The organism is Mycobacterium sp. NGS11 (assembly GCF_059813315.1).
The window spans coordinates 24547-49766 of record NZ_JCALEJ010000028.1 but is presented as its reverse complement, the minus strand read 5'-3'; the positions used below and the strand labels follow the sequence as shown (position 1 = coordinate 49766).

The window sequence follows — 25220 nt, the reverse complement described above, 5'->3', positions numbered from 1 at the left end:
CGGCTAAGTCCCTCAAGGTTCCGCGGCGCCCAGCCGCTGGGCCTGGACCGCTGCCAACACGTCGGCGGCCAGCACACCGCCGATCACCTTGCCGGCGTCGTCCACCGCGACGCCGATGCCCGACGGCGACGACAGCGCGGAATCCAGCGCCTGGCTCAGATTGCCCCGCGGCCTAAACAGCGATCCGATGCCGCTCACGCTTTCGGACAACGACACATTGTCGCGATGCCGACGCAGGCCCGCCTCGTCGATCCAGCCCAGCGGCGCACCGTCGTCGTCGACGACGACCGCCCAACCGTCGGAAAGCCTTGCCCCGGAGAGCTTGTCGGCCGCGATCCGCTCGACGTCGTGTAACGGCAGACCGGTCGCGTCGAGAAGTTGCAACCATCGATAACCTCGGCCCAGCCCGATGAACCTGGACACGAAATCATTGGCCGGCCGCGACAGCAGCCGGCCGGGTTCGTCGTACTGCTGTAATGAGCCGCCCTTGAACACCGCCACCCGTTCGCCGAGCCGCAGCGCCTCATCGATGTCGTGGGTGACGAAGACGATCGTCTTGTGCATTTCGCCTTGCAGGCGCAGTATCTCGTTCTGCAGGTCGTGGCGAACCACCGGATCGACGGCGGAGAACGGCTCGTCCATCAACAGGATCGGCGGGTCGGCGGCCAGCGCCCGCGCCACGCCGACCCGTTGTTGCTCGCCTCCGGAGAGCTGCGCGGGGTAACGGGTTGCGAGCTTGGCGTCCAGCCCCACCCGTTCGAGCACCGCGTAGGCGGCCTTGCGGGCGGCCCTGCGAGACTGGCCGCGTAAGACGGGAACCGTTGCCACGTTGTCGATTACGCGTTGATGCGGCATCAGGCCGGCGTGCTGGATGACGTATCCGATTCCCAGTCGCAGCTTTACCGGGTCGCGGCTGGAGACATCGACGCCGTCGATCGAGATGCTTCCCGAGGTGGGCTCGATCATCCGGTTGATCATGCGCAGCGCCGTGGTCTTGCCGCTGCCCGAGGACCCGACGAAGACGGTCAGCTTGCCGTTGGGGACGGTCAGGCTCAGCTGGTTGACGGCGGTGGTGCCGTCGGCGAAGGCCTTGCTGACGTTGTCGAAGATGATCAAGTCATCCTCCGATCGCGTGGTCGAAGCCGTTGTCCTTCAACCAGTTTCGCGCCGCCTCGTCAGGGTCGATGCCCGAGTTTCCCGACACCGCGGCATTGAGTCCAGCGACACCTGAGGTGGTCAGCCTCGCCGAGACCGCGTCCAGAACGACCTTGAGACGGTCGGACCTCTTCTGCGTATTGATAAGCGGCACAATGTTTCCGGCTACGAAGTTGTGTTCGGGGTCGTCGAGGACCACCAAATGGTTCTGCGGTATCGCCGGCGATGTGGTGAAGATATTGGCGGCATTCACCCTTCCCTCGAGCAACGCGCGCACGGTGACCGCGCCACCGCCGTCGTCGATGGCGACGAAGTTGCCCGGTCTGACGTCGAGCCCATACTTCTGCCGCAGCCCCGGCAGGCCCGCCGGCCGGGTCGCGAAGGCCGAGGGCGCCCCGAATCGCACGTCGGGCGAATGTGCCGCCAAATCGGCGATCGCCTTCAGATCCCAGGACTTCGCCGTCTGCCCGGCCACCGTGACGGTGTCGGTGTCGGCGGCCGGCGCGGGCGTCAGAATTGACAGGCCGTCGGGCAGGCGCTGGTCGAGCTCCCGCTCGACCGCTTCCAATGTGGTGGCGTCGGACTGCGGCCAAACATAGCGCAGCAGATTGCCGATGTACTCCGGCACCAGGTCAATGGAATGGTCTTTGAGCGCAGGGATATACGTTTCGCGGCTGCCGATGCCCATCCGCTTGCCCACTTCGAAACCGTTGGCCTGCAACGCTTGTGCGTAGATCTCGGCGATGATCTGCGACTCCGGAAAATCGCCGGAGCCGATGACGATGGAGTTGGGGCTGCGAACCTGCGCTCCCAACGGATCGGAATTGCTGCACGCCGCAACGACGGACATCGCCAGCACTAATGCCGCCGCGCGCGTAATCGCGCTCCGACGTCGCGGCAGTGCCGTCATACCGCCGACCCTAACGCCCGAACGGCGCCGATGCCGGTCCCCGAGGACCGGTTGCGGTGAATCGGTTTCAATCTGCTCGGGATGGGGCAAAGATGGCACTATGAGCAGCCAAACCCCTGCCTCGCCCGGCCAGCCACCTCCCCAGCCCGATCCTGCACCCAAAACGGGCGCAACCACCAAGCAACCGGCCATTGGCTTCACCCGCGCCGGAGCGCTGTGGTCGTCGCTGGTCGCCGGATTCGTAATCCTGATCCTGTTGCTGATTTTCATTACCCAGAACACGTCGCCGACGGACTTCAAGTTCCTGGGCTGGCACTGGAGCCTGCCGTTGGGCGTGGCTATCCTGCTGGCCGCCGTGGTCGGCGGCCTGATCACGGTTGCGGCCGGCACCGCACGGATCTTGCAGCTTCGCCGCGCGGCGAAGAAAAGCCACGCGGCCGTCGCGCGCTAGCCGGGCAGCTTGGCCAGTTCGGCCAGACCCCGGGAGATCAGCGGCGCCACCACCTCCGGTGCGTGGTCGGAGTCCGCGCCCCGGGCTAGATCCGACATCCGCCGGCGGAAGTCTATGCCCGCGGCGATGATGGCGAGCTTGAAGTAGGCCAACGCCATGTAGAACTCCCAATGCGCCAGCGGTGTACCGGCCACCAACGAATACCGGTCGGCCAGTTCGTCGGCCGTCGGCAGCAACGGCGATGTCCAAGCGGCCTGCGCGTTGACGATCAAATCCAGGGCGGGGTCGCGGTACACGCACATCAGGGCGGCGTCGGACAGCGGATCGCCCAGCGTGGAGAGCTCCCAGTCGACGACGGCGCGGACCTTGGTCGGGTCGTCGGCGTCCAGGATCGTGTTGTCGATCCGGTAATCGCCGTGCACGATCGACGTGCGGCTCTGCTGCGGAATGGCCTCGCCCAGACCGGAATGCAGCCGTTCGACGTCGGCATCGCGCCGATCCTCGGGCAACCGCACCAGCGACCATTGCGAACCCCATCGCCGCACCTGACGCTCCAGATAACCGCTGGGCTTGCCGAAATCGGCCAAGCCGACGGCGCTGGGGTCGACATGGTGCAAATCGACCAGGACCCGGATCAACGAGTCGACGCAGCCGCCGATGACGGTGTGGCTGAACGATTCCAGTTGAGCGCGACGACGTACCACCTGGCCGTCGACGAAGTCGACGATCTGGAAGGGGGCGCCCAGCACCGAATCGTCCTCGCAGAGCGCGATCGTGCGTGCCACCGGAACGGGTGTGTCCTGTAGCGCCGCAACGACGCGGTACTCGCGGGCCATGTCGTGCGCCGACGGTGTCAAGCCGTGCAGGGGCGGTCGCCGCACCAGCCAGCTGGTGCTGTCGTCGTAGACGCGGAACGTCAGATTGGAGCGACCACCGGAGATGAAGTCCGCGCGTAACTCGCCGTCTCGCCCGATCCCGAGTGAACGCAGGTACCGGTCGAGCGAGGCCAGGTCGAGCCCCTCGAGTTGGTCAGCTGAAGTCACCGAACTTGTCTACCATCGCCGAGCCCGACGCGGTGCACCACCTGCGATGTGCCGATCTTTCGCTCAGCCGCCGCGGCCGGCGTCGTCGTCGAGCATCCTTTGGTTTCGCGGCAACAGGTCCCAGACGTGTTCGGTCGTGTTGACCGCGGCGACCGTCGCCTGACCGGACCGGGAGAACAACAGCCGAGTGACCGACGCGTAGTCGACGGGAAAGGACAGCAGCCGGGCGGTGCCCAGAATTTCGTGCAAGAGGACGTTGATGACCCCGCCGTGGCTGAACACCGCGACGGTGTCGTCGGGGTCGGCGGCGGCGACGAGGTCGTCGACCGCGGCGCGCACCCGGTCACGAAACGCATCCTCGTCGACCGCGCTGGGTAGATGCCCCTGAGCCAGTCGCGCCCATTCTTCGGGCATCTCCGCGCGGATCTGCTCGACGGGGATGTACACCGGCAGGTCGCGGTCGTACTCGGCGAAGCGATCGTCGACCTCGACGGTCAGCCCGCGATCCGCCGCGACCGGCTCGGCGGTCTGGATGGCCCGGCGCTGCGGACTGCTCACCACGCGGGCAATGGGAAACCTGGCGAGCGCCTTGGGGAGTCGCTCGATCTGCGCCAACCCTTCCTCCGACAGATCCGGGTCGGAACCTTGGCCGTGTTCGCTGCGCAGCGGCAGCGCGTGCCGGACCAGAAGCACTTGCATATGTCTTCCTGTCGTTCGATGGTTGGCAGCGCCAGTTTCTCATCGCCGGGTGACGCCAATCTCGAGGAGGACCGATGACCGAACCGGATAGGGATTGGGACGCCGCCTACCGGCAGGCCGCCCCGCCCCCGTGGAGCATCGGCCGGCCCCAGCCGGAGCTGGCGCTTCTCATCGACCAAGGCAAGGTGCGCAGCGAGGTGCTGGACCCCGGCTGTGGCCACGCCGCGCTCTCGCTGAGCCTTGCCGCGCTCGGCTACACCGTGGTCGGCCTGGATGTCAGCGCGACCGCGATTGCCGCGGCCACCGCCGCGGCCGCCGAACAAGGGCTCGCCACGGCGACTTTCGCCCAGGCCGACGTCACCAGATTCGGCGGCTATGACGGCCGCTTCTCCACCATCCTGGACAGCGGGCTGTTCCATGCGCTGCCACCCGAACGGCGCCATGACTACGTGCAGTCCATCTTTCGCGCGGCGGCGCCGGGAGCCTCGCTGTACATCCTGGCCTTCGCGGCCGGGGCACTGGACGATGCCCATTCGGGCCGGCCGGGCCCACCCGGCTTCACCGAAACCGAACTGCGCGATGCCGTCGCGACGCTGTGGCGGGTCGACGAGGTCCGCGCGGCCAGGGTGTACGGCACAGACGACGCGGCCGGGTCGCCGGACAATCCCCTGGCGCATCTCGACCACGACGACGAGGGCCACTTCATGGCGCCCGGGTTCCTGTTGAGCGCGCACAAGCCAGACTGACCCGACGGCGCCACGGCACGGAGAATGCTATTCTCCGCATAGAGATTGTGATGTGCGGCGATGCGGGGTGACTCACGTGGGTGAATCGGGACTCGACGCGGCCGTATTCGCCCGGTGGCTGGACGCCAACGACGCACCGGGGAACGGGGAAGAACCGCAGCTGACCCAGCTGAAGGGCGGTTCGCAGAACACCCTCTACCTGATCGAGCGCGCCGGCCGGCGCATGGTGCTGCGGATGCCCGGTCCCCGGGCGGACGCCGCCCGCATCGACGGGCTGCTGCGGGAGATTCGCCTGGTTCGCGCGCTATCCGGCACGGATGTCCCGCACGCGGCGCTGATCGCCGCCGACGACACCGGCGACGTGCTCGGGATGCCGTTCTACGTCATGCAGGCGATCGACGGGTGGAGCCCGATGGACGGCGGGTGGCAACCGCCGTTCGACACGGACTTGGCGGCCCGGCGCGGCCTGGCCTTCCAATTGGTCGACGGCGCGGCCAGGCTTGGCCGGGTGGATTGGCGCAAGCAAGGGCTCGAAGGCTTCGGCCGCCCCGACGGATTCCACGAGCGGCAGGTCGATCGCTGGCTGGCGTTTCTGGACGCCTATAAGGTCCGCGAGCTGCCCGGTCTTGACGAGGCGTCCGACTGGCTGCGCCGCAACCGTCCGGCGCACTACCGGGCCGGCATCATGCACGGCGACTATCAGTTCGCCAACGTGATGTTCGCGCACGGCGAGCCGGCGCGTCTTGCCGCGATCGTCGACTGGGAGATGACCACCGTCGGCGATCCGCTGCTCGACCTGGCGTGGTGCCTACTGGGCTACGACGGTGAAAAGCCGCGCGAGGACGGGTTTTATCTCGACATGCGCGGCATGCCTACGCGAAGCGAGCTGTTGGACCACTACGAAACCGTCAGCGGCTTGTCGACCGAGGACATCGACTACTACCTGGTGCTGGCCAACTGGAAGCTGGGCATCGTGCTGGAGAAGACCTACGCTGCCGGGGTGCGCACCGGGAAGGTCGACCCCAAGATCACCGACGCGTTCGGGCCGATGATCTTGCAACTCATCGCGACGGCAGCCGAACTCGCCCGATCCAACAGGGTGTCCTGAAATGGGTTATGCCGAGCAGCTTTTCGACCTCACCGACCGGGTCGTCCTGATCACCGGCGGCAGCCGCGGGCTGGGACGTGAGATGGCGTTCGGCGCGGCGCGCTGCGGAGCGGATGTGGTGATCGCCAGCCGCAACCTGGACAACTGCGCGTCCACCGCCAAGGAGATCGAGGCCGAGACCGGCCGTGTGGCCATGCCGTATCAGGTGCACGTGGGGCGCTGGGATCAGTTGGACGGCTTGGTCGAGGCGACCTACGAGCGGTTCGGCAAGGTCGACGCGCTGATCAACAACGCGGGCATGTCGCCGTTGTACGACAAGCTCACCGACGTGACCGAGAAGCTGTTCGACGCGGTGGTCAACCTCAACCTCAAGGGCCCGTTCCGGTTGTCGGCGTTGGTCGGTGAGCGCATGGTGGCGGCCGGGCGGGGTTCGATCATCAACGTGAGTACGGCCGGCTCGCTGCGGCCGACACCCGACATCGTCCCCTACGCCGCGGCCAAGGCCGGTCTGAACGCCATGACCGAGGCGCTGGCGAAGGCGTTCGGCCCGGCGGTGCGGGTCAACACCCTGATGGCCGGGCCGTTCCTCACCGACGTGAGCAAGGCCTGGAATCTCGATGCGGCACCTCAGAATCCGTTCAAGCACCTTTCCTTGCAGCGCGCGGGCGACCCACGCGAAATCGTCGGCGCCGCCCTGTTTTTGGCGTCCGACGCGTCCAGCTTCACCACCGGCTCGATTTTGCGGGCCGACGGCGGGATCCCTTAGCGAGCAGGAGGTTGCGCGATGTCCTGGGACTTTTCTACCGAGCCCGAGTTCGAAGACAAGCTCGAATGGATCCGCGGGTTCGTTCGCGACGAGGTGGAACCGCTCGAGGTGCTGTTCCCCGGGTGTGAATTTCTGCCGCTGAACGACGAGCGACGCCGCATCGTCGACCCGCTCAAACAGCAGGTGCGCGACAAGGGTTTGTGGGCGCCGCATCTGGGCCCGGAACTGGGCGGGCAGGGCTTCGGCGCGGTCAAGCTGACGCTGATCAACGAGATCCTGGGCCGCAGCCCCTGGGCGCCGATCGTGTTCGGGACGCAGGCGCCCGACACCGGCAACGCCGAGATCATCGCCCGCTTCGGGACCCAGGAACAAAAGGACCGCTATCTGGCGGGCCTGCTGTCCGGAGAGATCTTCTCGTGCTTCTCGATGACCGAGCCGCAAGGCGGCGCCGACCCGCGGGTGTTCACCACCCGGGCCGTGCGCGACGGCGACGAATGGGTGATCACCGGGCGAAAGTACTTCTCCTCCAACGCCTCCGTCGCCTCCTTCTTCATCGTCGTCGCGATCACCGACCCCGATGTGCCGGTGCATACCGGCGCGTCGACGTTCCTGATCCCGGCGGGCACCGAGGGACTGGTCGTGGCGGCCAACCATCATCTGGTCGGGGCCGACCCGCACGAGCCGGGCCATTCCCTGGTGCACTACAACGACGTGCGCGTGCCGTCCGACGCGTTGCTGGGAGAGCCGGGTCAGGGATTCCTGATATTGCAGACCCGGCTGGCCGGCGGGCGGCTGCACCACGCGATGCGCTCCATCGGGATGGCGCAGCGGGCCGTCGAGATCATGTCGCGCCGGGCGAAAAGCCGCTTCACCCAGGGCAGCCTGCTGGCCGACAAACAACTGGTGCAGGAGTTCGTCGCCGACTCCTACACCGAGTTGATTCCGTTCCGGCTGACCGTGCTGCACGCGGCGTGGTTGATCGACCAGGGTGACGAGCGCGCCGCCCGCGCCGAGATCGCCGCCTGCAAAATCCTGGCCTCGCAGGTGCTCAAATCGATTGCCCTGCGGGCGATCCAGGTGCACGGGGCGCTGGGGCTCACCGATCAGCTGCCACTGGTCAACGTCCTGCTCGGCGGCATCGCGCTGGGCCTGGCCGACGGGCCCACCGAGGCGCACAAGGTGAACCTGGCCAGGATGCTGCTCAAGGGTTACGAGGCCGAAGAAGGCGACTGGCCCAGCGAGATGCTCGATGTGCGGCGCGCGGCCGCGCGCGCCAAATACGGTGAGCTCGTTGACCTCTGACCGGGTGAGCGCGGCGGTCGAACGCGCGCTCGACGACCGCCAGCGCGAGGCCACCGAGGAGGTGGAACGCATCCTGGCCGCCGCGGTGCGCGTCATGCAACGCGTCGCGCCCGAAGCGCCCCGGGTCAGCGACATCGTCGCCGAGGCGGGCTCGTCTAATAAGGCGTTCTACCGATATTTCGCCGGCAAGGACGACCTGATCCTGGCGGTGATGGAACGCGGGGTAGCCATCGTGGTCTCCTACCTCGAGCACCAGATGGCCAAGGAATCAGACCCCCGCGACAAGGTCATGCGGTGGATCGAGGGCACGCTGGCCCAGGTGGCCGACCCGCACCTGATCAGCATGACCCGCGCGGCGGCCGGCCAGATGTCGGCCGGCACCAATTGGCGCGCGGCCGACCAGGAGATGATGCGGCCGCTTCGCGAGCTGCTCGTCGAACCCATTGCGGCGCTGGGCAGTAGCGATGTCGAGCGGGATGTCGAGGCCGTGTTCAGCTGCACCGCCGCTACGATGCGTCGCTACGTGGGTTCGGCCGCGCAGCCCGGTGCCGACGACATCGCGCACGTGGTGCGGTTCTGTGTACGGGGATTGGGGGTCAGTTGATGCGCGCGGTGATCTGTCGTGCGTATGGCACACCCGAGGACCTGGTGATCGACGACGTGCCCGATCCCGTTGCGGCGCCCGGACAACTGCTGGTGCGGGTCCGTGCCGCCGCGGTCAACTTCCCCGACGTGTTGTTCATCGCCGGCAAGTACCAGGTCAAAATTCCGCCTCCGTTCATACCCGGCAACGAGATCGCCGGGGAGGTCGTCGCCGCCGGGGAGGGCGCGCCGTTCCGTCCCGGGCAGCGGGTCTGCGGAACCACCTTCGGGGCGTTCGCCGAACTAGCGCTGCTCGACGCGAGCCAGGCCGAGTTGGTGCCCGACGACGCCGACTTCGCGTCGGCCGCGGCCTTCGGCGTCACCTACCGCACCGCCTATCACGCGCTGCGCTCGACGGCCGCTGTCACGCAAGGAGATTGGGTGGTGGTCCTCGGGGCCGCCGGCGGCGTGGGGCTGGCCGCGGTCGACCTGGCGGCGGCGATGGGGGCCCGGGTGCTGGCCGCGGCGTCGAGCCCGGCGAAGCTCGAGCTGTGCCGGCAGCGCGGGGCCGAGGCCACCGTGGACTACGACCGCGAGGACCTCAAAGCGCGGATCCGTGAACTCACCGGCGACAGCGCCCGCGTGGTGCTCGACCCGGTCGGCGGACGTTACTCGGAGCCGGCGCTGCGCGGTCTCGCGCGGGGCGGCACCTTCGTCACGCTGGGCTACGCCGCCGGCTCCATCCCGGCCATCCCGCTCAATCTCATTCTGCTCAAAGACATCTGCGTCCGCGGCATGGAGATCCGCACCTTCATGACGGACCGGCCCCACGAAGCCGTGCGCGACCTGGCGGAGTTGGCGCAGATGTTCGCTGCCGGCACGGTGCGGCCGTACATCGGCGCGCGATTCCCGCTCTCGGAGACCGCGGCGGCGTTACGGCATGTGGCCGACCGCCAGGTGCTGGGCAAGGTGGTGATCGACGTCGCGTGAAGCGGTGTCACGGCGTGACGATGTTGAAGTTCGGGTCGGGCTGGTCGAGCGCGCCGAGGAAGGCCTGCAGGGCGTCCTGATCACCGGTGAGCTCCAGGCCGGGCGAGGTGAAGTCACCCGCCGCCACCGATAGCAGCCGAATCTTGTTGGCCAGCCGCACCGTAACCGTCGCCGTCGATGGATCCGCCGCCACCTTGCGCTGGACCAGCACGCCGTTGCGCAGGGCGAGTCGATAGTTGACCGCCGCGTCGGCGAGCGTGACGTCGATGGTGATGTCAAGATCCCAGCTGCGCGGCCCGTTGACCCGGATAGCCAGGCTGTCGAAGATCTGCTCCGGCGTCAGCTGGCTGAGCATCGAGATAGACGTCGTCGTGGTCGCGGTGCCGAAGTTTCCGTCGCGCAATTCCGCTGCGCCGCTGAGGAAGAAGTTGCGCCAAGTCGCGTTTTCGGCCCCGTACGCCAGCTGCTCGAGCGTGTCCGAGTACAACGCGCGGGCGCCCGGGTGCGCGCTGTCGGTGAACATCGCATGGTCCAAAAGAGTTGCCGCCCAACGGTAATCACCCGATCCGAACGCGTCCCTGGCGAGGTCGACGACCCGGTCGACGCCACCCATCGCGCCGACGTAGCGGGGCGCCAGCGCCTCGGGCGGATGGGGCCACAGGCGTCCGGGGTTGCCGTCGAACCACCCCATGTAACGCTGGTATACCGCCTTGACGTTGTGGTTCACCGAGCCGTAGTACCCGCGCGTATGCCAGACCTGATCGAGAGCCGGTGGCATCTGGAACATTTCGGCTATCTCGACACCGGTGTAGCCCTGATTGAGCAGCCGCAGCGTCTGGTCGTGCAGGTACGCGTACAGGTCGCGCTGCAGCGACAGGAACGCAACAATGTTGTGCTGTCCCCAGGTCGGCCAGTGGTGGGAGGCGAACACGACGTCGGCGCGGTCGGCAAACGTGTCGATCGCCTCGGTGAGGTATTCGGACCAGGCGTGCGGGTCGCGCACCAGGGCGCCGCGCAGGGTCAAGAGGTTGTGCAGGTTGTGGGTGGCGTTCTCGGCCATGCACAAGGCACGGAAACGCGGGAAATAGAAATGCATTTCGGCGGGAGCCTCGGTGCCGGGCGCCATTTGGAACTCGATCTCGACGCCGTCGATCGTGTGTCGCTCACCGGTTTCCCTGATGTCGACGGTCGGCACGATGAGCGCGACTTCGCCGGTGGATCCGGCCTGGCCGAGCCCGCACCCCACATGGCCGCGCGGCCCGCGCTCGAGCAGCATGCCGTACATGTAGGTGGCGCGTCGCGTCATCGCCGGCCCGGCGTAGACGTTTTCCTGCACCGCGTGCTCGATGAAGCCCTCCGGTGCCAGGACGGCCACCGCACCGGCATCGACGTCCTCCTGCGAGGTGACGCCAAGCACGCCGCCGAAATGGTCGGCGTGGCTGTGGGTGTAGATCACCGCGACCACCGGGCGGTCGCCGCCGCGATGGGCGCGATACAGCCCCAGCGCCGCGGCGGCGACCTCCGTGGAAATCAGTGGGTCGATGACGATGATGCCGCTGTCGCCCTCGACGAAGGTGATGTTCGAGAGGTCTAAACCGCGTACCTGATAGATGCCGGGAACCACTTCGTAAAGGCCTTGCTTGGCGGCCAGCGTCGATTGTCGCCAGAGACTGGGATGCACCGACGTCGGGGCGGGGCCGTCCAAGAATGAATAGGCGTCGTTGTCCCACACCACCCGCCCGTCGGCCGCTTTGATCACGCACGGGGACAGGGCGGCAATGAATCCGCGGTCGGCATCGGCGAAATCCGTCTCATCATGGAACGGCAGAACATGTTCGCGATGGGCCGATTCGATGATTGCGCTGGGCGATTTGTGGTCCACCGTCTTACCTTGCCACTAATGCGCCATCGGCCAAGGTTGTTCCGACGGCTTTTCGCCGTCCAATTAATGAACACAGCAACAATTTCTGCGGGTTCTGGATTCGTAGCCCAGTTAACCCGCATACTGCCCAGACGGCCCTCAATGCCGAGGACCGCAACTTTCGGGCAAAGGAGTACAGGTGAAGCGTGGACTGACCGTCGCGGTGGCCGGAGCGGCAATTCTTGCCGCGGGCATTTCCGGCTGTTCGAGCAACAAATCAAATGGCGTTTCGACCTCGGTGCCGGGAGGCTCGGTGTCGGCAGGCGGCAACAACTCGTCGAAGGTCATCATCGACGGCAAGGACCAGAACGTCCAGGGCACCACGATTTGCACGAAGGCCGGCGGCAATATCTCCATCGCGGTCGGTGGGAACACCACCGGGATCAGCGTCGTGCTCGCCGACGCCAATCCGCTCGCGGTGAAAGCGGTCCAACTCGGCAACGTCAACGGCGTGACGCTTCAGTACGCGCAAGGTGGCCAGGGCAACGCCTCGGCGACCAAGGACGGCAACACGTACAAGGTCACCGGCACCGCAACCGGTGTCGACATGGCCAACCCGATGCAGCAGGTGAACAAGCCGTTCGAAATCGACGCGACTTGCTCCTGACTTAAGGCTCGCCAGCGGGCGGTTGCCATCCATTCGGTGGCAACCGCAGCGTGAACGCGGTGTGGCCCGGCACGCTGTCCACCGCGATACTTCCGTTGTGCGCCTTGACAACCGCCGAGGCGATCGCCAGGCCCAGTCCGGTGCTGCCGCCCTTGCGCGAGCGCGAGGAGTCGCCGCGGGCAAAGCGTTCGAAGACCTCGGACTGTAGCGCCGCCGGGATGCCGGGCCCGTTGTCGACGACCTGCAGCACGGTGTGTGACGGCTCGGTGCTCAATCGGATCGTCACGACGGTGCCCGCCCCGGTGTGCACCCGGGCGTTGGCAAGCAGGTTCGTCAGCACCTGATGCAGGCGCGCCGCGTCGCCAGTGACGACCACCGGTTCTTCGGGCAGGTCGAGTTCCCACTGATGATCGGGTCCGGCGACGTGAGCGTCGCTGACCGCGTCCACCGCCAACCGGGACAGATCGACCGGTTCGCGTTCCAAGGGACGGCCGGAGTCCAGCCGGGCCAGCAGCAGCAGGTCCTCGACGAGGCGCGTCATCCGCTCCGTCTCCGAAGCCACCCGGCTCATCGCCTGCGCAACCGCTTCGCGATCGTCGCCCATCCGTTGGGTCAGTTCGGTGTAGCCGCGGATCGCCGCCAGCGGCGTGCGCAGCTCGTGGCTGGCGTCGGCGACGAACTGGCGAACCCGCGTCTCGCTGGCCTGCCGCGCCGACAGTGCGGCAGCGATGTGGTCCAGCATCTGATTGAGGGCAGCACCCAGTTGCCCCACCTCGGTGGACGGGTTCGCGTCGGATTCACCTACGCGCACAGGGAGTTTCACCTCGCCGCGCGCCAGCGGCAAGCCGGCCACCTCGCTCGCGGTCTGCGCGACGCGGCGCAACGGCGCCAGCGCCCGCCTGATGATGATCACACCGGCGGTGGTGGCCGCGACCAGCGCGACGACGGTGACGATCCCGAAGATGACGAGCATCCGCATCAGGGTGGCGTCGATGTTGGCCATCGACAGGCCGGTGACGATGACGTCACCGCCGCTGCGGCTCGGCGCCGCGACCACCCGGTAGCGGCCTAGCCCGTCGAGGTTGAGGGTCACCGGCTTGCGGCTGCCGGCGATCCCGGACAGTTGCTGCTGGGCGGTCGGGGTCAGCCCGGCCCGGTCGCCGCTGCTCGTCGTGTAACCGGCGTCCACCGTGTCCCCGTGGCTGACCACCGCGGCCACCATGCCCGCCGGCTGGCCCGGCGCGTCCAGGAATCGCGGGCCGGGGCCCGGACGCGGATAGACGCGCTGATGCCGCCAGCCCGAATGCGGCGGCTCGGGGTACATGAGCGCCGAACGGAAGGAGGTGCCGGCGAGCTGACCGTCGAGCTGGGCCACCAGGTGGTGAAGCAACGCCAGTTCGGTCGCCGCGGTGATGCCGACGCAAACGATTGCCAACACGACGATCTGCCCGACCAGCAGCCGAAGGCGAAGGGACCAGACCCTTCGGGTATCAGCGGGCCGGCTTGAGGACATAGCCCGCGCCGCGCAGCGTGTGGATCATCGGTTCTCGGCCGTTGTCGATCTTCTTGCGCAGGTAGGAAATGTAGAGCTCGACGATGTTGGACCGGCCGCCGAAGTCGTAACTCCATACCCGGTCCAGTATCTGGGCTTTGCTCAGCACGCGCTTGGAGTTGCGCATCATGAATCTCAACAGTTCAAACTCGGTGGAGGTCAACGAGATTGGCTCGCCCGCGCGGGTGACCTCGTGGCTGTCCTCGTCGAGCACCAAGTCTCCGACCACCAACTGCGCGCCGCTGTCGACCGTTGTCACCCCGGTGCGGCGCAACAGGGCGCGCAGGCGCAGCACGACCTCTTCGATGCTGAACGGTTTGGTGACATAGTCGTCGCCACCGGCCGTCAGGCCGGCGATGCGGTCTTCGACGGCATCCTTGGCCGTCAGCAGCAGGACCGGCAGTTGCGGATTCTCCTCGCGCAGTTTGCGCAAGACGTCGAGGCCGCTCATGTCGGGCAGCATCACGTCCAGGACGACCACGTCGGGCCGCTGGGAGCGAGCGGTCGCGATTGCCGACGCCCCGTCGCCGGCGGTGCAGATGTTCCAGCCCTCGTAGCGCAGGGCCATCGACACCATGTCGGCCAGCACCGATTCGTCGTCAACGACCAGAACATTGATGGGGTTGCCGTCGGCGCGACACATGACAACCCGCTCTACCGAGGCTCGGGGCTGGGTCACAGCGTCCAGTATCCCCGCCGCGGGCTGAGCCAAGGCTATGCCGAACCTATGCGTGTCCTGTGAAACGGATCGCGCGGCTGCCAGGCAGCCGCGCGATCCGTCTTCGGCAGAAGCCGTTAGTACCAGTAACGACGTCCGGCGACCGGGCGGCCGACCGAGCCCAGAATCCAGAGCACCACGCCGATGACCAGTAGCACGATGCCCAGCGTGGTCAGGATGGGTACGTGGAAAAAGAATCCCAGGATAAGCAGGATGATCCCTAAGATAACCATGTCGACTTCCTTTGAGTGAGTGGTTAGAGGTTGATCGATTGCATTGAACTTGGTTGCGGCAGATGACAATCCGTCACTTTTGGATTGACACCGAAGTAATTCAAGGGGCCAGCGATCACGGTTACCGCGACCGTGCCCGCCGAGGCGCATGAGGTGTTGTCGTTTTTGAAGTAGTCGCGCTGCCACGCCGCGAAAACCCCGATCAGCAACCACACCAACGCAACCGTTCCGATGATCCCGCTGCCACGCATCGTGACCTCCAATGTGGACGAGAAGAAGTTTTCTCGTGGACCTGAAGTTACCCATTCGACTTATGTCTAAACATGCAATGGGTTATGCAACAGTGCTTGTCGGCGCAGCTCGTTGCGTTAGATGTGGTCGGCAAGCCAGGTAGCGGCGCGCTTTTTCGACGCCCGGGATAACCAGGCGTCCTGAATGAGCTCAGCTAACTCGGTCCTGCTGATTTCCGCCAGCCGGCTGGCCCGCACCAACACCGAAGGGTGACCGTCGAAGTGGTCCGTGGTGAAGAACGGCGAACCCGGATCGGAAATCAACGCCAACTTGTCGCTTTCCGATTCCACCCACAGCATGATCACATCCGCGTAGCGCTCGCCGGTGTCGGGATCGATCGCGTCGGGCCGGGGCGTGCGGAAAAAGACGAATGACTTCCCGCCCACCTGGTAAATCGCATTGCCCTTGGGGCCGTCCAAACGCTGGACGTGCGGCATCGCGGCGGCGATCTCATGCACGTCGCTTAGCCGGGCACGTCGAGCAGCCATAGCGGCGAGGGTACCGTCCGCCTGTCATTCTGGCGAGAACCGTTGCGGTACTTGACGTTAACCTCGCGGAGATCCGTCGGGCAGATCAGCCCGCCGTCCGCTGCGCGGACACGTAGAGAGTGGGCGGCATCGAGTCCTCCGCGCCCGGCGGAACACTGCGGCCATACCGCGCCATCAACTCCGCGAACGAGGCCGTCGTGACGTCCCAGCCGCGCTCACGCAGCCAGCCGTCGACGGGCGTGCGCTCCTCGGGATACCACAGGTCATCGAAGTCCGTGATCTCGGCGTTGACCAGTTCGGCGGCCGCGGCCCGCATCCGGCGCATGTCGTCGCGCTGGCGCTGCACACGAGCCGGATCGGTGAAACCCGCGGCGGGCACGTTGGACGCCAGCCGACTGCCCTCCACACTCAGCGAATCGATCCGTTCGAACAACAGGTCCTGGGCCTGCGCCGGCAGGTAGCGAACGAGTCCCTCGGCCGACCACACGGCGGGCTTGGAGGGGTCGAATCCCGCCTCCCGCAGCGCTTTCGGCCAATCCTGACGCAGGTCGATCGGGACGTTGACCAGCCGCGCCCTGGGCTGCGCCCCGTGCTCGCGCAGCGTGTCGGACTTGAATTCCAGCACCTTGGGCTGGTCGAGTTCGTAGACGACGGTTCCGTCGGGCCAGGGGAGGCGCCAGCTGCGTGCGTCAAGGCCGGCCGCCAGGATCACCACCTGCCGAACGCCGGCGTCCGCGGCGCCGAGGAAGAACTCGTCGAAGAACGCCGTCCGGGTGGCCATGAAGTCGACCATCAGCTGTAGCCGATTGCGTAGGTCCGGCTCGATGTCGCCCGCCTTGGCCAGCAGCGCCGGGTCGGCGTAAACGCTCCACATCCCCTCGCCCGCGGCGTCGACGAAGATGCGGGCGAAGGGGTCGTTGATCAGGGGGTTCTCGCTCTCGGTTTCGGCCGCGCGAGCTGCCGCCACACCGAGCGCGGTGGCGCCCACGCTTTGAGTGATCTCCCAGGAGTCGTCGTCGGTCCGCGGCATCGCCAGTTCCCTTCCCCAGAAAGTAAGTTATGCACACTATTCTTCCAGGCGCCGCCGGCCGGGGTCGCCCGTCGCCCCTGTCCTAGTCTTTTTCGCAGACGGTCCACAGGTTGCAAGGGAGTGCCATGACGCCCACCCCGTCACGTACGCCGCGGGAGGTCTTCGCCCACCACGGCACCGCGCTGGCCGCGGGCGACCTTGACGAGATCGTCGTCGATTACACCGAGGATTCCGTGCTGCTCAGCCCAGCCGGCGTGGCTCGCGGCAAGGCGGCCATTCGCAGAGTCTTCGCGACATTGCTCGCCGACCTGCCGGATGCGAACTGGGACTTGAAAACTCAGCTCTTCCACGAGGACGTGCTGTTCCTCCAGTGGTCGGCCGACTCGGCTGTCAATCGGGTCGACGACGGCGTCGACACCTTCGTGTTTCGCGACGGCATGATCCGAGCGCAAACCGTCCGATACACGCCGCACCCAAAGGGCTGAAGAGTGGATTACGTGAACCTGGAAGCCGTAGCGGAGTGGATGTCCGGGCAGGGACTCGGCGAGGGGCCGCTACAGGACGTTTCCAATGTCACCGGCGGAACTCAGAACGTCATGGTGCGGTTCACCCGGGCCGGCCGCCAGTATGTGCTGCGGCGCGGACCGCGACACTTGCGCCCGCGTAGCAACAGCGTGATCCTGCGGGAAACGAAAGTCCTTGCCGCACTGGCTGGTTCGAACGTCCCCCATCCCCACCTCATCGCCGCCTGTGCGGACCCGAGTGTGCTGGGAGACGCCGTCTTCTACCTGATGGACCCGGTCGACGGATTCAACGCCGGCGAAGGCCTGCCACCCCTGCACGCCGGCGACGCCAAAGTGCGTCACGGAATGGGACTGTCGATGGCCGACGCGCTGGCCAACCTGGGCGCCGTCGACCATGTCGCAGTGGGCCTCGCCGATTTCGGCAAGCCCGAGGGTTTCCTGGAACGCCAGGTGCCGCGCTGGCTTTCGGAGCTGGAGTCCTACAACGAGTACGACGGTTACCCAGGGCCCGACATCCCGGGCATCGAGCAGGTGTCGTCCTGGCTGGACCGGCACCGACCCGCCCACTGGAGGGCGGGCATCATGCACGGCGATTATCACGCCGCGAACGTGATGTTCTCCCGCACCGGCCCGGACGTGGTCGCCATCGTCGACTGGGAGATGTGCACCATCGGAGACCCGCTGCTGGACCTGGGCTGGCTGCTGGCCACCTGGCGCCAGCCCGACGGCTCCAGCGTGTTCAGCCACGCCCTTGGCGGGCAGGACGGGTTGGCCAGCACCGACGAGCTGCTCGAGCGCTACGCCGCCAACACCACCCGCGACCTGTCCCACATCACCTGGTACACGGTGCTGGCCTGCTTCAAGCTCGGGATCGTGATCGAGGGAACGTTGGCCCGTGCCTGCGCCGGTAAAGCCGAGAAGGAGGTCGGCGACCAACTGCACGCGGCCACGGTGCACCTGTTCGAGCGGGCGCTGGGCCTCATCTCCGATGAGGGCTCCTACTAACATCTCCTCTCGTGCCGCCTTATCCCGAGGAACCGGATTTCTACTCCGAGCCGACCGCGGCCGCGCGGTACGGCGGATATTACGAGCCCGAGCCACAATCGCCTGAGCCACCGGAGCCGCCGACGCCGTGGTACCGCCGTCCGGCGGCGCTGGTCGCGGCCGGCGCCATCGGGGTGATCGTGCTGGCTGCGCTGGTGTTCGCGGTGGTCAAGCTGACTGGCGGGTCGTCACCGGCGCCCAGCCCCGCCACCACAACCACGCCTGTCCCGTCCGCCACCGCGCCGGTGACCACCACGGAGCAGGCGCCGCGGCACCATAGGGGCGGCGGTGGCGGAGGCCCGACCGAGACGGTGACCGAGACGGCCCCGCCGCCGTCGAGCACCGAGACTCCTACGACGACAGAGCCTCCGAGCACGGTCACGGTGTCGCCGAGCACCGAAACCAGCACCGTCACACAGACCGTGACCGAACCGCCTCGCCGGGGGCCGTTCGGCGGACCGTTCCAGCCGTTCCAGCCGCGCCCCTAGCGCGGCGGAGTGCACGCGGGCGGTGAGTGATCCGGCTGCTGGCATGACGTTAGTCGTGGGCGGAAGGTATCGGGAAAGCCGCGCCTACAACAAACTGGCGCTTCACGATTCGAATCATTTCGGATGCCCCGAACAAGCCCTGAGCCCTGAGCGCGCCCGAAGGGATTCGAACCCCTAACCTTCTGATCCGTAGTCAGATGCTCTATCCGTTGAGCTACGGGCGCCTGTCATTCAGTTGTCGTTCCGTGTTCCGTGGCGGAGGCGAGAGGATTTGAACCTCCGGTCCCCTTTGAGGGGGACAACTCATTAGCAGTGAGCCCCATTCGGCCGCTCTGGCACGCCTCCCTTGGACTTCCTGAGGGTACCGGACCCCTTTCCGCTCGCGCGGAGCCATACCTTACACAGTCGAGACATAAACTGTCGAAATGACCGCCCGCCTGCGCAACGAACTGGTCGGACTGCCGGTGTATGTCCCCGGCAAGAACGTGCCCGGCTCGATCAAGCTGGCCAGCAATGAGACCGTCTACGGCCCGCTGCCCAGCGTGCACGCGGCGATCGAGCGCGCGGTCGCCGTCGTCAACCGCTACCCGGACAGCGCCAGCGTCGAACTCAAGGCGGCGCTGTCCGTGCACCTGGGTTCCCACGTCGCCCCCGAGCAGATCGCGGTCGGTAGCGGTTCGGTCACCTTGTGCCAGCAGCTAGTTCAGATCACCGCCGCCGCCGGTGATGAGGTGATGATCGGCTGGCGCAGCTTCGAGTGCTACCGGCCCATCATCCAGGTGTCCGGCGCGACCACCGTCAAAGTTCCGCTGACCGAGCACACGCACGACCTCGACGCGATGTTCGCCGCCATCACCGACCGCACCCGGCTCATCTTCGTGTGCAACCCGAACAATCCGACGTCCACCGTCGTCGACCCGGACGCACTGACGCGATTCGTCGAGGCCGTGCCGCCTCACGTCCTGATCGCCATCGACGAGGCTTACGTCGAATACATCCGCGACGGCATGCTGCCCAACAGCCTGGATCTGGCGCTGACCCACGGCAATGTCGTTGTGCTGCGGACTTTTTCGAAGGCCTACGGGTTGGCGGGGCTGCGCGTCGGTTACGCGGTGGGCCACCCGGACCTGATCATCGCGCTGGACAAGGTGGTCATGCCGTTCGCCGTGACGAACTTCGCGCAAGCGGCCGCCATCGCGTCGCTCGAGGCCTCCGACGAGCTGATGGCCCGCACCGACGCGCTGGTCGTCGAGCGCACCCGCGTCGGTGACGCGCTGCGCGACGCCGGATTCGAGCTGCCCCCTTCGCAGGCCAACTTCCTGTGGCTACCGCTGGGTGAGCGCACCATGGATTTCACCGAGCAGGCCGCCGACGCACACCTGGTGGTGCGGCCGTTCGCGAACGAAGGCGTCCGTGTCACCATTGGTGCGCCGCAGGAAAATGACGCGCTGCTGCATTTTGCCCGCGATTGGATAGCCCGCACCGAATCGTAAGGAGACGCCGTGGACCTCGCGCGGAAGAAGTTCACCGAGTTCAAGGAGCGCAGCGGCGACATCCCGGATTCCGAGCTCGACGAATTCTGGGCCGAGCTTGCGCCCGCGACGATCGACGGGATGCTCGGCGAATGGAAGGGCGGCGAGTTCCAGACCGGCCACAAGATGAACGGCCAACTGGAGAAGGCCGGCTGGTACGGCAAGACCTTCAAGTCCGCCCGCGACGTGCAGCCACTCGTCTGTCTCGACGCCGACGGCAACAAATTCTCCAACGTCGAGATGGGCAAGGGCGAGGCCAGCCTGTGGCTGGAGGACTTCCGCGGAGAGGTCACCGCGACCATGGTTTACGACGGTCAGCCGGTGCACGACCACTTCAAGAAGATCGACGACAACGCCGTGATGGGCATCATGAACGGCAAGGGCGTCCGGGATAACGGCAAGTACTACTACTTCTACCTCGAGCGGGAGTGAGTCTTCGACGCTCGAGCGTGAAGTTAGTTTCACATTCGTCACTCAGCGTGAAGCCAACTTCACGCTCGGCAATAGCACCGAAGGCGTAGAACTACCCCGCGGGGTTGCGTCCGGTGAACGCGACCAACTGCTCGAGCGCGCCGGCGTCCGCGGGGACGTCGACCGGGTCGTCGAACCCGGCCTGACCGCGTAGCTCCGGACGGATGATCTGACGCGCGAGCCCCAGCACGTACTCCGACAGTGGCTCGGGGGCGTCCACGTCGCGGCCCAGCGCGGTGGCGTAATCCCATGCGTGGACCAGGAATTCGATCGACAGGATGGCGCACGCGCTGTTCGCGGGCATCTCGCCCTTGCCGAACGGCACCGACCCGTCCAGACCGTGGCGGTGCCAGGCGTCCAAGGCCGGCCGAGCGGCGGCGATCACCTGACGTTCCACCGAATCGCCCTCCTCGCGCGCCGGAATGTCCGCGCCGACCATGCCGCCGAGGGCCGAGATCGAGTTCAGCAGGTGCCCGGTCAGATCCGACACGTCGAATTCCGTGCACGGCGTCCGTCGTGACAGGTCGTCGGAGGCGATCGTGTGCAGCACCCGCTGCAGCACCCCAAGCGTGTCCTCGGCGCTGTGCAGCTCGTCGGTGGGCGGGGAATGCGGTCCGGGTCGCAAGTCTGGAGCCATATTCGCCACGCTACGGTCTCGATATGGCGCAAGCATACGAATCCGTCACCGTCGAGACGAAAGACCACGTCGCCCAGGTGACGCTGATCGGACCGGGCAAGGGCAATGCGATGGGACCGGCCTTCTGGTCGGAAATGCCCGAGCTGTTCGCGGCGCTGGACGCCGACCCCGAGGTGCGGGCCATCGTGCTGACCGGCTCGGGCAAGAACTTCAGCTACGGCCTGGACGTGCCGGCGATGGGCGGTTCGTTCACCCCGCTATTGTCCGGCGACGCGCTGGCCGGCCCGCGCGCGGTGTTCCACCGCGAGGTCAAGCGCATGCAGGCCGCGATCACCGCCGTCGCCGACTGCCGGACCCCCACCATCGCGTCGGTGCACGGCTGGTGCATCGGCGGCGGCGTCGACCTCATCTCGGCGGTGGACATCCGCTACGCCAGCGCCGACGCCAAGTTCTCGGTGCGGGAGGTCAAGCTCGCCATCGTCGCCGACGTCGGTAGCCTGGCCCGCCTGCCGATGATCCTGAACGACGGGCACCTGCGCGAGCTGGCGCTGACCGGCAAGGACATCGATGCGGCCCGCGCGGAGAAGATAGGTCTGGTCAACGACGTGTACGCCGACGCCGAGGCCACCCTGGCCGCGGCGCACGCCACCGCCGCGGAGATCGCCGCCAATCCCCCGCTGACGGTGCACGGCGTCAAGGACGTGCTCGACCAGCAGCGCATCGCGGCGGTATCGGAGAGCCTGCGGTATGTGGCCGCCTGGAACGCGGCCTTCCTGCCGTCCAAGGACCTGACCGAAGGCATCTCGGCGACGTTCGAGAAGCGCCCGCCGCAGTTCACCGGGGAATAACCGGACGCCACGTACCCTCGCTGGGGTGAACCAGCCGCGCTCAGCGACTCCCGACGGCAGAATCCGCGTCCCGGCCGATTTGGACGCCGTGACGGCGATCGCCGACGAAGACCACTCCGAGATCGACAGCGCCGCCGTCGACCGGATCTGGCAGGCGGCGCGACATTGGTATCGCGCCGGCTTCCATCCCGCGATCCAGCTGTGCATCCGACAGCACGGCCGCGTGGTGCTGAACCGCGCGATCGGCCACGGCTGGGGCAACGCCCCCAGCGACCCACCCGACGCCGAGAAGATCGCGGTCACGCCGGACACACCGTTCTGCGTGTACTCGGCCGCCAAGGGCATGGCGGCGACGGTGGTGCACATGCTCGTCGAGCGCGGCGTCTTCTCGCTCGACGACCGGGTGTGCGACTACATCCCCACGTTCACCAGTCATGGCAAGCATCGGATCACCATCCGGCACGTGATGACTCACAGCGCCGGGCTGCCGTTTCCCACCGGGGCCAAGCCGGACGTCAAGCGAGCCGACGACCACGAATACGCACAGCAGAAGCTGGGCGAGCTGCGACCCCTGTACAGGCCGGGGCTGGTGCACATCTACCACGCGCTGACCTGGGGTCCGCTCGTGCGCGAGCTCGTCTACGCGGCCACCGGCAAGGAGATTCGCGAAATACTGGCCACCGAGATCCTCGACCCGCTCGGCTTCCGGTGGACGAACTTCGGCGTCACCAAGGAAGACCTGCCGTTGGTCGCGCCGAGTCACGCCACCGGCCGCCCGCTGCCGCCGGTGATCGCGCAGATCTTCCGCAAGGCGATCGGCGGAACGGTGCACGAGATGATCCCGATCACCAACACCCCGCTGTTCCTCAACACGATCATCCCGTCGTCCAACACGGTCTCGACCGCGCAGGAAATGTCACGCTTCGCCGAAATCTGGCGCCGCGGAGGCGAACTCGACGGCGTCCGGGTGATCAGTCCGGAGACCATGTACCGTGCCGTGACCCAATGCCGAAGGCTGCGACCCGATTTCGCGGTCGGGTTGCACCCGGCCCGCTGGGGCACCGGATTCATCCTCGGCACCAACCGGTGGGGCCCGTTCGGGCACAACGCGCCCCACGCGTTCGGCAACCTGGGCCTGGTCAACATCGCGATCTGGGCCGACCCCGCGCGCGGGCTGTCGGCCGGCGTCGTGAGTAGTGGCAAACCCGGGCGGGATCCCGAAGCCCGCCGGTACACCGCCCTGCTGGACACGATCACCGCCGAAATCCCAACCGGTTGACGACGGCGGCAGTGGGAATCCTGCCACCCATGGCTACCTATCGAGTGCTCGATCCCAAGGGCGAAGTCGTCGCCACCAAAGACATCGAAAGCGCCGACGACGCGCACGCGTGGTTCGTCGACCAAAAAGCCGACAACAGCGAGCTGGGCTGGCGCATGGAAGTCGAGCATGACGGCGAATGGCACTTCTTCGACGACACCGAGGGCGATCGAAGCTAGGTGTTTGTCCCCGGCGCGGGGGCACCCAACACGGTATGGACTCGCAACGCTTCCGCAAGCTGCTGGACGCACCGGGGCCGTTCGCCTCGGTGTACTTCGACGACTCACACGACACCCACGACGCCGAGGCTCAGCTCGAGCTGAAGTGGCGGGCGGTCAAGGAAGCTGGAACGCTCAGCCGCCGGGGCGACGGTGATCGGCCAGCTCGAGGACGCGATCATGAGCCTGCGTCCGCCGATAGGCCGCAGCGGGCGCGCGGTGATCGCCACGCTGCCCGAGCGACTGCAGGAGCGCACGGTGGCACTCGAGATCGGGGCACGGCACAGCGGTCACGACTTCGGCGAGATCGAGCACGCCATCGAGGGCGAATTCGTCAAGCGCCAGCTGCGCTACGCGCCGACCCTGCATCGCAGTGTCGAGTGACCACAGCGGTGGCGGAGGGATTTGAACCCCCGGACGGTGTTAGCCGTCTCTCGCTTTCAAGGCGAGTGCATTAGGCCGCTCTGCCACGCCACCGCTGATCAGGGTAGCGGGACTCGGTAGCGTGGCCTGCATGCGCGCCATCGTCGCCGAATCCGCCGATCAGCTTTCGTGGCAGGAAGTACCCGACGTGTCCGCCGGTCCAGGCGAGGTCCTGGTCGAGGTCGCCGCGGCCGGGGTGAACCGCGCCGACCTGCTGCAGGCCGCCGGCAAGTACCCGCCGCCGCCGGGTGCGAGCGAGATCATCGGCATGGAGGTGTCCGGCGTCATCGCCGATGTCGGCCCCGATATCACGAATTGGTCTGTCGGACAACAGGTTTGCGCATTGCTCGCCGGTGGCGGCTACGCCGAATACGTCGCCGTGCCGGCCGGGCAGGTGATGGCGGTCCCCTCTGGCGTCGACCTGGTGGACGCTGCCGGATTACCCGAAGTGGCCTGCACCGTCTGGTCGAATCTGGTGCTGACCGCGCACCTCGGCAAGGGGCAGCTGCTGCTGATGCACGGCGGGGCGAGCGGCATCGGCAGTCACGCCATCCAGGTCGCCCGGGCGCTGGGTGTGCGCGTGGCCGTCACCGCCGGATCGGCGGAGAAGCTGGAGTTCTGCCGTGAGCTCGGCGCCGAGATCACCATCAACTACCACGACGAGGACTTCGTCGCGCGCCTGCAGGAGGCCGGCGGCGCTGACGTGATCTTCGACATCATGGGCGCCTCCTATCTCGACCGCAACATCGACGCCCTGGCCACCGACGGACAGCTCGTGATCATCGGCATGCAGGGCGGCATCAAGGGCGAGCTCAACATCGGCAAGCTGCTGGGCAAGCGGGCGCGGGTCATCGGCACCACGTTGCGCGCCCGCCCGGTCACCGGACCCAACAGCAAGACCGAAATCGTGCAGGCGGTGATCGCGTCCGTGTGGCCGATGATCGCCGAGGGCCGCGTCCGGCCGATCATCGGCGCCCGCCTGCCCATCCAGCAGGCCGGTGAGGCACATCAACAGCTTTCGTCGAGCAAGGTGACCGGAAAGGTCGTCCTGACGGTCTAGCCAAGGGCTCGGGCCGTCGAGTGTGCGCCCAGGGCTTTCAGTGTGCAACGTCGGCGAAATCTACG

At 66.9% G+C, this 25220-nt stretch carries 29 protein-coding genes, 3 tRNA genes and 1 pseudogene; 18 read left to right on the top strand and 15 right to left on the bottom strand.

Features of this window, described 5'->3' with window-relative positions; genetic code table 11:
- Window positions 1-12: 12 nt before the first annotated feature.
- Together AC5Y4T_RS22515 and AC5Y4T_RS22510 are read right to left on the bottom strand one after the other, a co-directional pair.
- On the bottom strand, window positions 13-1116 hold the full coding sequence (locus AC5Y4T_RS22515) for an ABC transporter ATP-binding protein (RefSeq protein ID WP_499955495.1): 1104 nt from the start codon (window positions 1114-1116) through the stop codon (window positions 13-15).
- A gap of 1 nt (window position 1117) precedes the next feature.
- Window positions 1118-2065, bottom strand: coding sequence for an ABC transporter substrate-binding protein (locus tag AC5Y4T_RS22510; protein ID WP_499955493.1), 948 nt, complete (start codon window positions 2063-2065; stop codon window positions 1118-1120).
- A gap of 100 nt (window positions 2066-2165) precedes the next feature.
- Between AC5Y4T_RS22510 and AC5Y4T_RS22505 the strand changes: the two genes are divergently transcribed.
- A complete protein-coding gene (locus AC5Y4T_RS22505) occupies window positions 2166-2516 on the top strand; it encodes a LapA family protein (protein ID WP_499947308.1) in 351 nt (116 codons plus the stop codon).
- Here AC5Y4T_RS22505 and AC5Y4T_RS22500 read toward each other — a convergent pair.
- Window positions 2513-3559, bottom strand: coding sequence for a phosphotransferase family protein (locus tag AC5Y4T_RS22500; protein ID WP_499955491.1), 1047 nt, complete (start codon window positions 3557-3559; stop codon window positions 2513-2515). The genes AC5Y4T_RS22505 and AC5Y4T_RS22500 overlap by 4 nt on opposite strands.
- A 63-nt stretch (window positions 3560-3622) precedes the next feature.
- A complete protein-coding gene (locus AC5Y4T_RS22495; RefSeq protein ID WP_499917221.1) occupies window positions 3623-4258 on the bottom strand; it encodes a histidine phosphatase family protein in 636 nt (211 codons plus the stop codon).
- Between the two features lie 74 nt (window positions 4259-4332).
- Between AC5Y4T_RS22495 and AC5Y4T_RS22490 the strand changes: the two genes are divergently transcribed.
- From AC5Y4T_RS22490 to AC5Y4T_RS22465, 6 genes are all read left to right on the top strand, one after another.
- Window positions 4333-5004: a class I SAM-dependent methyltransferase gene (locus tag AC5Y4T_RS22490; RefSeq protein ID WP_499955489.1), complete on the top strand. Its 672-nt coding sequence runs from the start codon at window positions 4333-4335 to the stop codon at window positions 5002-5004.
- Window positions 5005-5071: 67 nt separating this feature from the next.
- Window positions 5072-6112: a phosphotransferase family protein gene (locus AC5Y4T_RS22485; RefSeq protein ID WP_499955487.1), complete on the top strand. Its 1041-nt coding sequence runs from the start codon at window positions 5072-5074 to the stop codon at window positions 6110-6112.
- A gap of 1 nt (window position 6113) precedes the next feature.
- The gene (locus AC5Y4T_RS22480) at window positions 6114-6878 is read left to right on the top strand and encodes an SDR family NAD(P)-dependent oxidoreductase (protein WP_499955485.1); all 765 of its coding nucleotides are present in this window, start codon (window positions 6114-6116) and stop codon (window positions 6876-6878) included.
- 18 nt (window positions 6879-6896) lie between these two features.
- On the top strand, window positions 6897-8180 hold the full coding sequence (locus tag AC5Y4T_RS22475; protein WP_499955483.1) for an acyl-CoA dehydrogenase family protein: 1284 nt from the start codon (window positions 6897-6899) through the stop codon (window positions 8178-8180).
- Window positions 8161-8784 carry a TetR/AcrR family transcriptional regulator gene (locus AC5Y4T_RS22470; protein ID WP_499955481.1) on the top strand — a complete coding sequence of 208 codons (624 nt, stop codon included), beginning with the start codon at window positions 8161-8163 and terminating at the stop codon, window positions 8782-8784. The genes AC5Y4T_RS22475 and AC5Y4T_RS22470 overlap by 20 nt, the downstream gene beginning before the upstream one ends.
- The gene (locus AC5Y4T_RS22465) at window positions 8784-9752 is read left to right on the top strand and encodes an NADPH:quinone oxidoreductase family protein (RefSeq protein WP_499955479.1); all 969 of its coding nucleotides are present in this window, start codon (window positions 8784-8786) and stop codon (window positions 9750-9752) included. The genes AC5Y4T_RS22470 and AC5Y4T_RS22465 overlap by 1 nt, the downstream gene beginning before the upstream one ends.
- 7 nt (window positions 9753-9759) lie before the next feature.
- Here the strand turns inward: AC5Y4T_RS22465 and AC5Y4T_RS22460 are convergent, their stop codons facing one another.
- Window positions 9760-11634 carry an alkyl/aryl-sulfatase gene (locus tag AC5Y4T_RS22460; RefSeq protein ID WP_499955477.1) on the bottom strand — a complete coding sequence of 625 codons (1875 nt, stop codon included), beginning with the start codon at window positions 11632-11634 and terminating at the stop codon, window positions 9760-9762.
- A gap of 178 nt (window positions 11635-11812) precedes the next feature.
- On the opposite strand from AC5Y4T_RS22460, the gene AC5Y4T_RS22455 reads away from it, so the two are divergent.
- Window positions 11813-12280, top strand: a complete 468-nt coding sequence (locus AC5Y4T_RS22455) for a lipoprotein LpqH (protein WP_499917229.1) — start codon at window positions 11813-11815, stop codon at window positions 12278-12280.
- Between the two features lies 1 nt (window position 12281).
- Here AC5Y4T_RS22455 and AC5Y4T_RS22450 read toward each other — a convergent pair whose 3' ends face one another.
- The 6 genes from AC5Y4T_RS22450 to AC5Y4T_RS22425 form a co-directional block, all read right to left on the bottom strand.
- The gene (locus tag AC5Y4T_RS22450; protein WP_499955475.1) at window positions 12282-13793 is read right to left on the bottom strand and encodes a sensor histidine kinase; all 1512 of its coding nucleotides are present in this window, start codon (window positions 13791-13793) and stop codon (window positions 12282-12284) included.
- A complete protein-coding gene (locus AC5Y4T_RS22445; RefSeq protein ID WP_499917654.1) occupies window positions 13771-14475 on the bottom strand; it encodes a response regulator transcription factor in 705 nt (234 codons plus the stop codon). Before AC5Y4T_RS22445 ends, AC5Y4T_RS22450 begins: the two co-directional genes overlap by 23 nt.
- 152 nt (window positions 14476-14627) lie before the next feature.
- Complete coding sequence (locus AC5Y4T_RS22440) at window positions 14628-14783, bottom strand: DUF6131 family protein (RefSeq protein ID WP_197694711.1); 156 nt, start codon at window positions 14781-14783, stop codon at window positions 14628-14630.
- 23 nt (window positions 14784-14806) lie between these two features.
- On the bottom strand, window positions 14807-15046 hold the full coding sequence (locus AC5Y4T_RS22435; protein ID WP_064880197.1) for a hypothetical protein: 240 nt from the start codon (window positions 15044-15046) through the stop codon (window positions 14807-14809).
- Between the two features lie 105 nt (window positions 15047-15151).
- Complete coding sequence (locus AC5Y4T_RS22430; protein ID WP_499955473.1) at window positions 15152-15562, bottom strand: MmcQ/YjbR family DNA-binding protein; 411 nt, start codon at window positions 15560-15562, stop codon at window positions 15152-15154.
- Between the two features lie 85 nt (window positions 15563-15647).
- A complete protein-coding gene (locus tag AC5Y4T_RS22425; protein ID WP_499955471.1) occupies window positions 15648-16592 on the bottom strand; it encodes a class I SAM-dependent methyltransferase in 945 nt (314 codons plus the stop codon).
- A gap of 125 nt (window positions 16593-16717) precedes the next feature.
- Here AC5Y4T_RS22425 and AC5Y4T_RS22420 point away from each other — a divergent pair, with 125 nt between their 5' ends.
- The 3 genes from AC5Y4T_RS22420 to AC5Y4T_RS22410 are packed head-to-tail and all read left to right on the top strand — an operon-like array spanning window position 16718 to window position 18648.
- A complete protein-coding gene (locus AC5Y4T_RS22420; protein WP_499955469.1) occupies window positions 16718-17077 on the top strand; it encodes a nuclear transport factor 2 family protein in 360 nt (119 codons plus the stop codon).
- A gap of 39 nt (window positions 17078-17116) precedes the next feature.
- Window positions 17117-18121 (top strand): phosphotransferase family protein, encoded by a 1005-nt coding sequence (locus AC5Y4T_RS22415; RefSeq protein WP_499955538.1) that lies wholly within the window; start codon window positions 17117-17119, stop codon window positions 18119-18121.
- A gap of 11 nt (window positions 18122-18132) precedes the next feature.
- Window positions 18133-18648 (top strand): hypothetical protein, encoded by a 516-nt coding sequence (locus AC5Y4T_RS22410; RefSeq protein ID WP_499917234.1) that lies wholly within the window; start codon window positions 18133-18135, stop codon window positions 18646-18648.
- A gap of 151 nt (window positions 18649-18799) precedes the next feature.
- Here AC5Y4T_RS22410 and AC5Y4T_RS22405 read toward each other — a convergent pair.
- Window positions 18800-18872, bottom strand: a tRNA-Arg gene (locus AC5Y4T_RS22405).
- Window positions 18873-18901: 29 nt separating this feature from the next.
- A tRNA-Ser gene (locus tag AC5Y4T_RS22400) sits at window positions 18902-18993 on the bottom strand.
- Window positions 18994-19073: 80 nt separating this feature from the next.
- Between AC5Y4T_RS22400 and hisC the strand changes: the two genes are divergently transcribed.
- Complete coding sequence (gene hisC / locus AC5Y4T_RS22395; RefSeq protein ID WP_499955467.1) at window positions 19074-20141, top strand: histidinol-phosphate transaminase; 1068 nt, start codon at window positions 19074-19076, stop codon at window positions 20139-20141.
- A gap of 9 nt (window positions 20142-20150) precedes the next feature.
- The gene (locus AC5Y4T_RS22390; protein WP_499947293.1) at window positions 20151-20612 is read left to right on the top strand and encodes a DUF4334 domain-containing protein; all 462 of its coding nucleotides are present in this window, start codon (window positions 20151-20153) and stop codon (window positions 20610-20612) included.
- A gap of 91 nt (window positions 20613-20703) precedes the next feature.
- On the opposite strand, the gene AC5Y4T_RS22385 is transcribed toward AC5Y4T_RS22390, so the two are convergent.
- The gene (locus AC5Y4T_RS22385; RefSeq protein ID WP_499917237.1) at window positions 20704-21288 is read right to left on the bottom strand and encodes a TIGR03086 family metal-binding protein; all 585 of its coding nucleotides are present in this window, start codon (window positions 21286-21288) and stop codon (window positions 20704-20706) included.
- A gap of 23 nt (window positions 21289-21311) precedes the next feature.
- On the opposite strand from AC5Y4T_RS22385, the gene AC5Y4T_RS22380 reads away from it, so the two are divergent.
- From AC5Y4T_RS22380 to AC5Y4T_RS22365, 4 genes and pseudogenes are all read left to right on the top strand, one after another.
- The gene (locus tag AC5Y4T_RS22380) at window positions 21312-22136 is read left to right on the top strand and encodes a crotonase/enoyl-CoA hydratase family protein (RefSeq protein WP_499955465.1); all 825 of its coding nucleotides are present in this window, start codon (window positions 21312-21314) and stop codon (window positions 22134-22136) included.
- Window positions 22137-22161: 25 nt separating this feature from the next.
- Entirely contained in the window at window positions 22162-23415 is a 1254-nt protein-coding gene (gene lipE / locus AC5Y4T_RS22375; RefSeq protein ID WP_499955463.1) for a lipase LipE, read from the top strand.
- A gap of 29 nt (window positions 23416-23444) precedes the next feature.
- Window positions 23445-23633, top strand: a complete 189-nt coding sequence (locus tag AC5Y4T_RS22370) for a hypothetical protein (RefSeq protein ID WP_066873023.1) — start codon at window positions 23445-23447, stop codon at window positions 23631-23633.
- Window positions 23634-23668: 35 nt separating this feature from the next.
- Window positions 23669-24023, top strand: a pseudogene (locus AC5Y4T_RS22365) (Rv2629 family ribosome hibernation factor); the annotation flags it as partial.
- Window positions 24024-24062: 39 nt separating this feature from the next.
- Here AC5Y4T_RS22365 and AC5Y4T_RS22360 read toward each other — a convergent pair.
- A tRNA-Ser gene (locus tag AC5Y4T_RS22360) sits at window positions 24063-24149 on the bottom strand.
- Between the two features lie 37 nt (window positions 24150-24186).
- On the opposite strand from AC5Y4T_RS22360, the gene AC5Y4T_RS22355 reads away from it, so the two are divergent.
- Window positions 24187-25155 (top strand): NAD(P)H-quinone oxidoreductase, encoded by a 969-nt coding sequence (locus AC5Y4T_RS22355; protein ID WP_499955461.1) that lies wholly within the window; start codon window positions 24187-24189, stop codon window positions 25153-25155.
- Window positions 25156-25220: the final 65 nt, after the last annotated feature.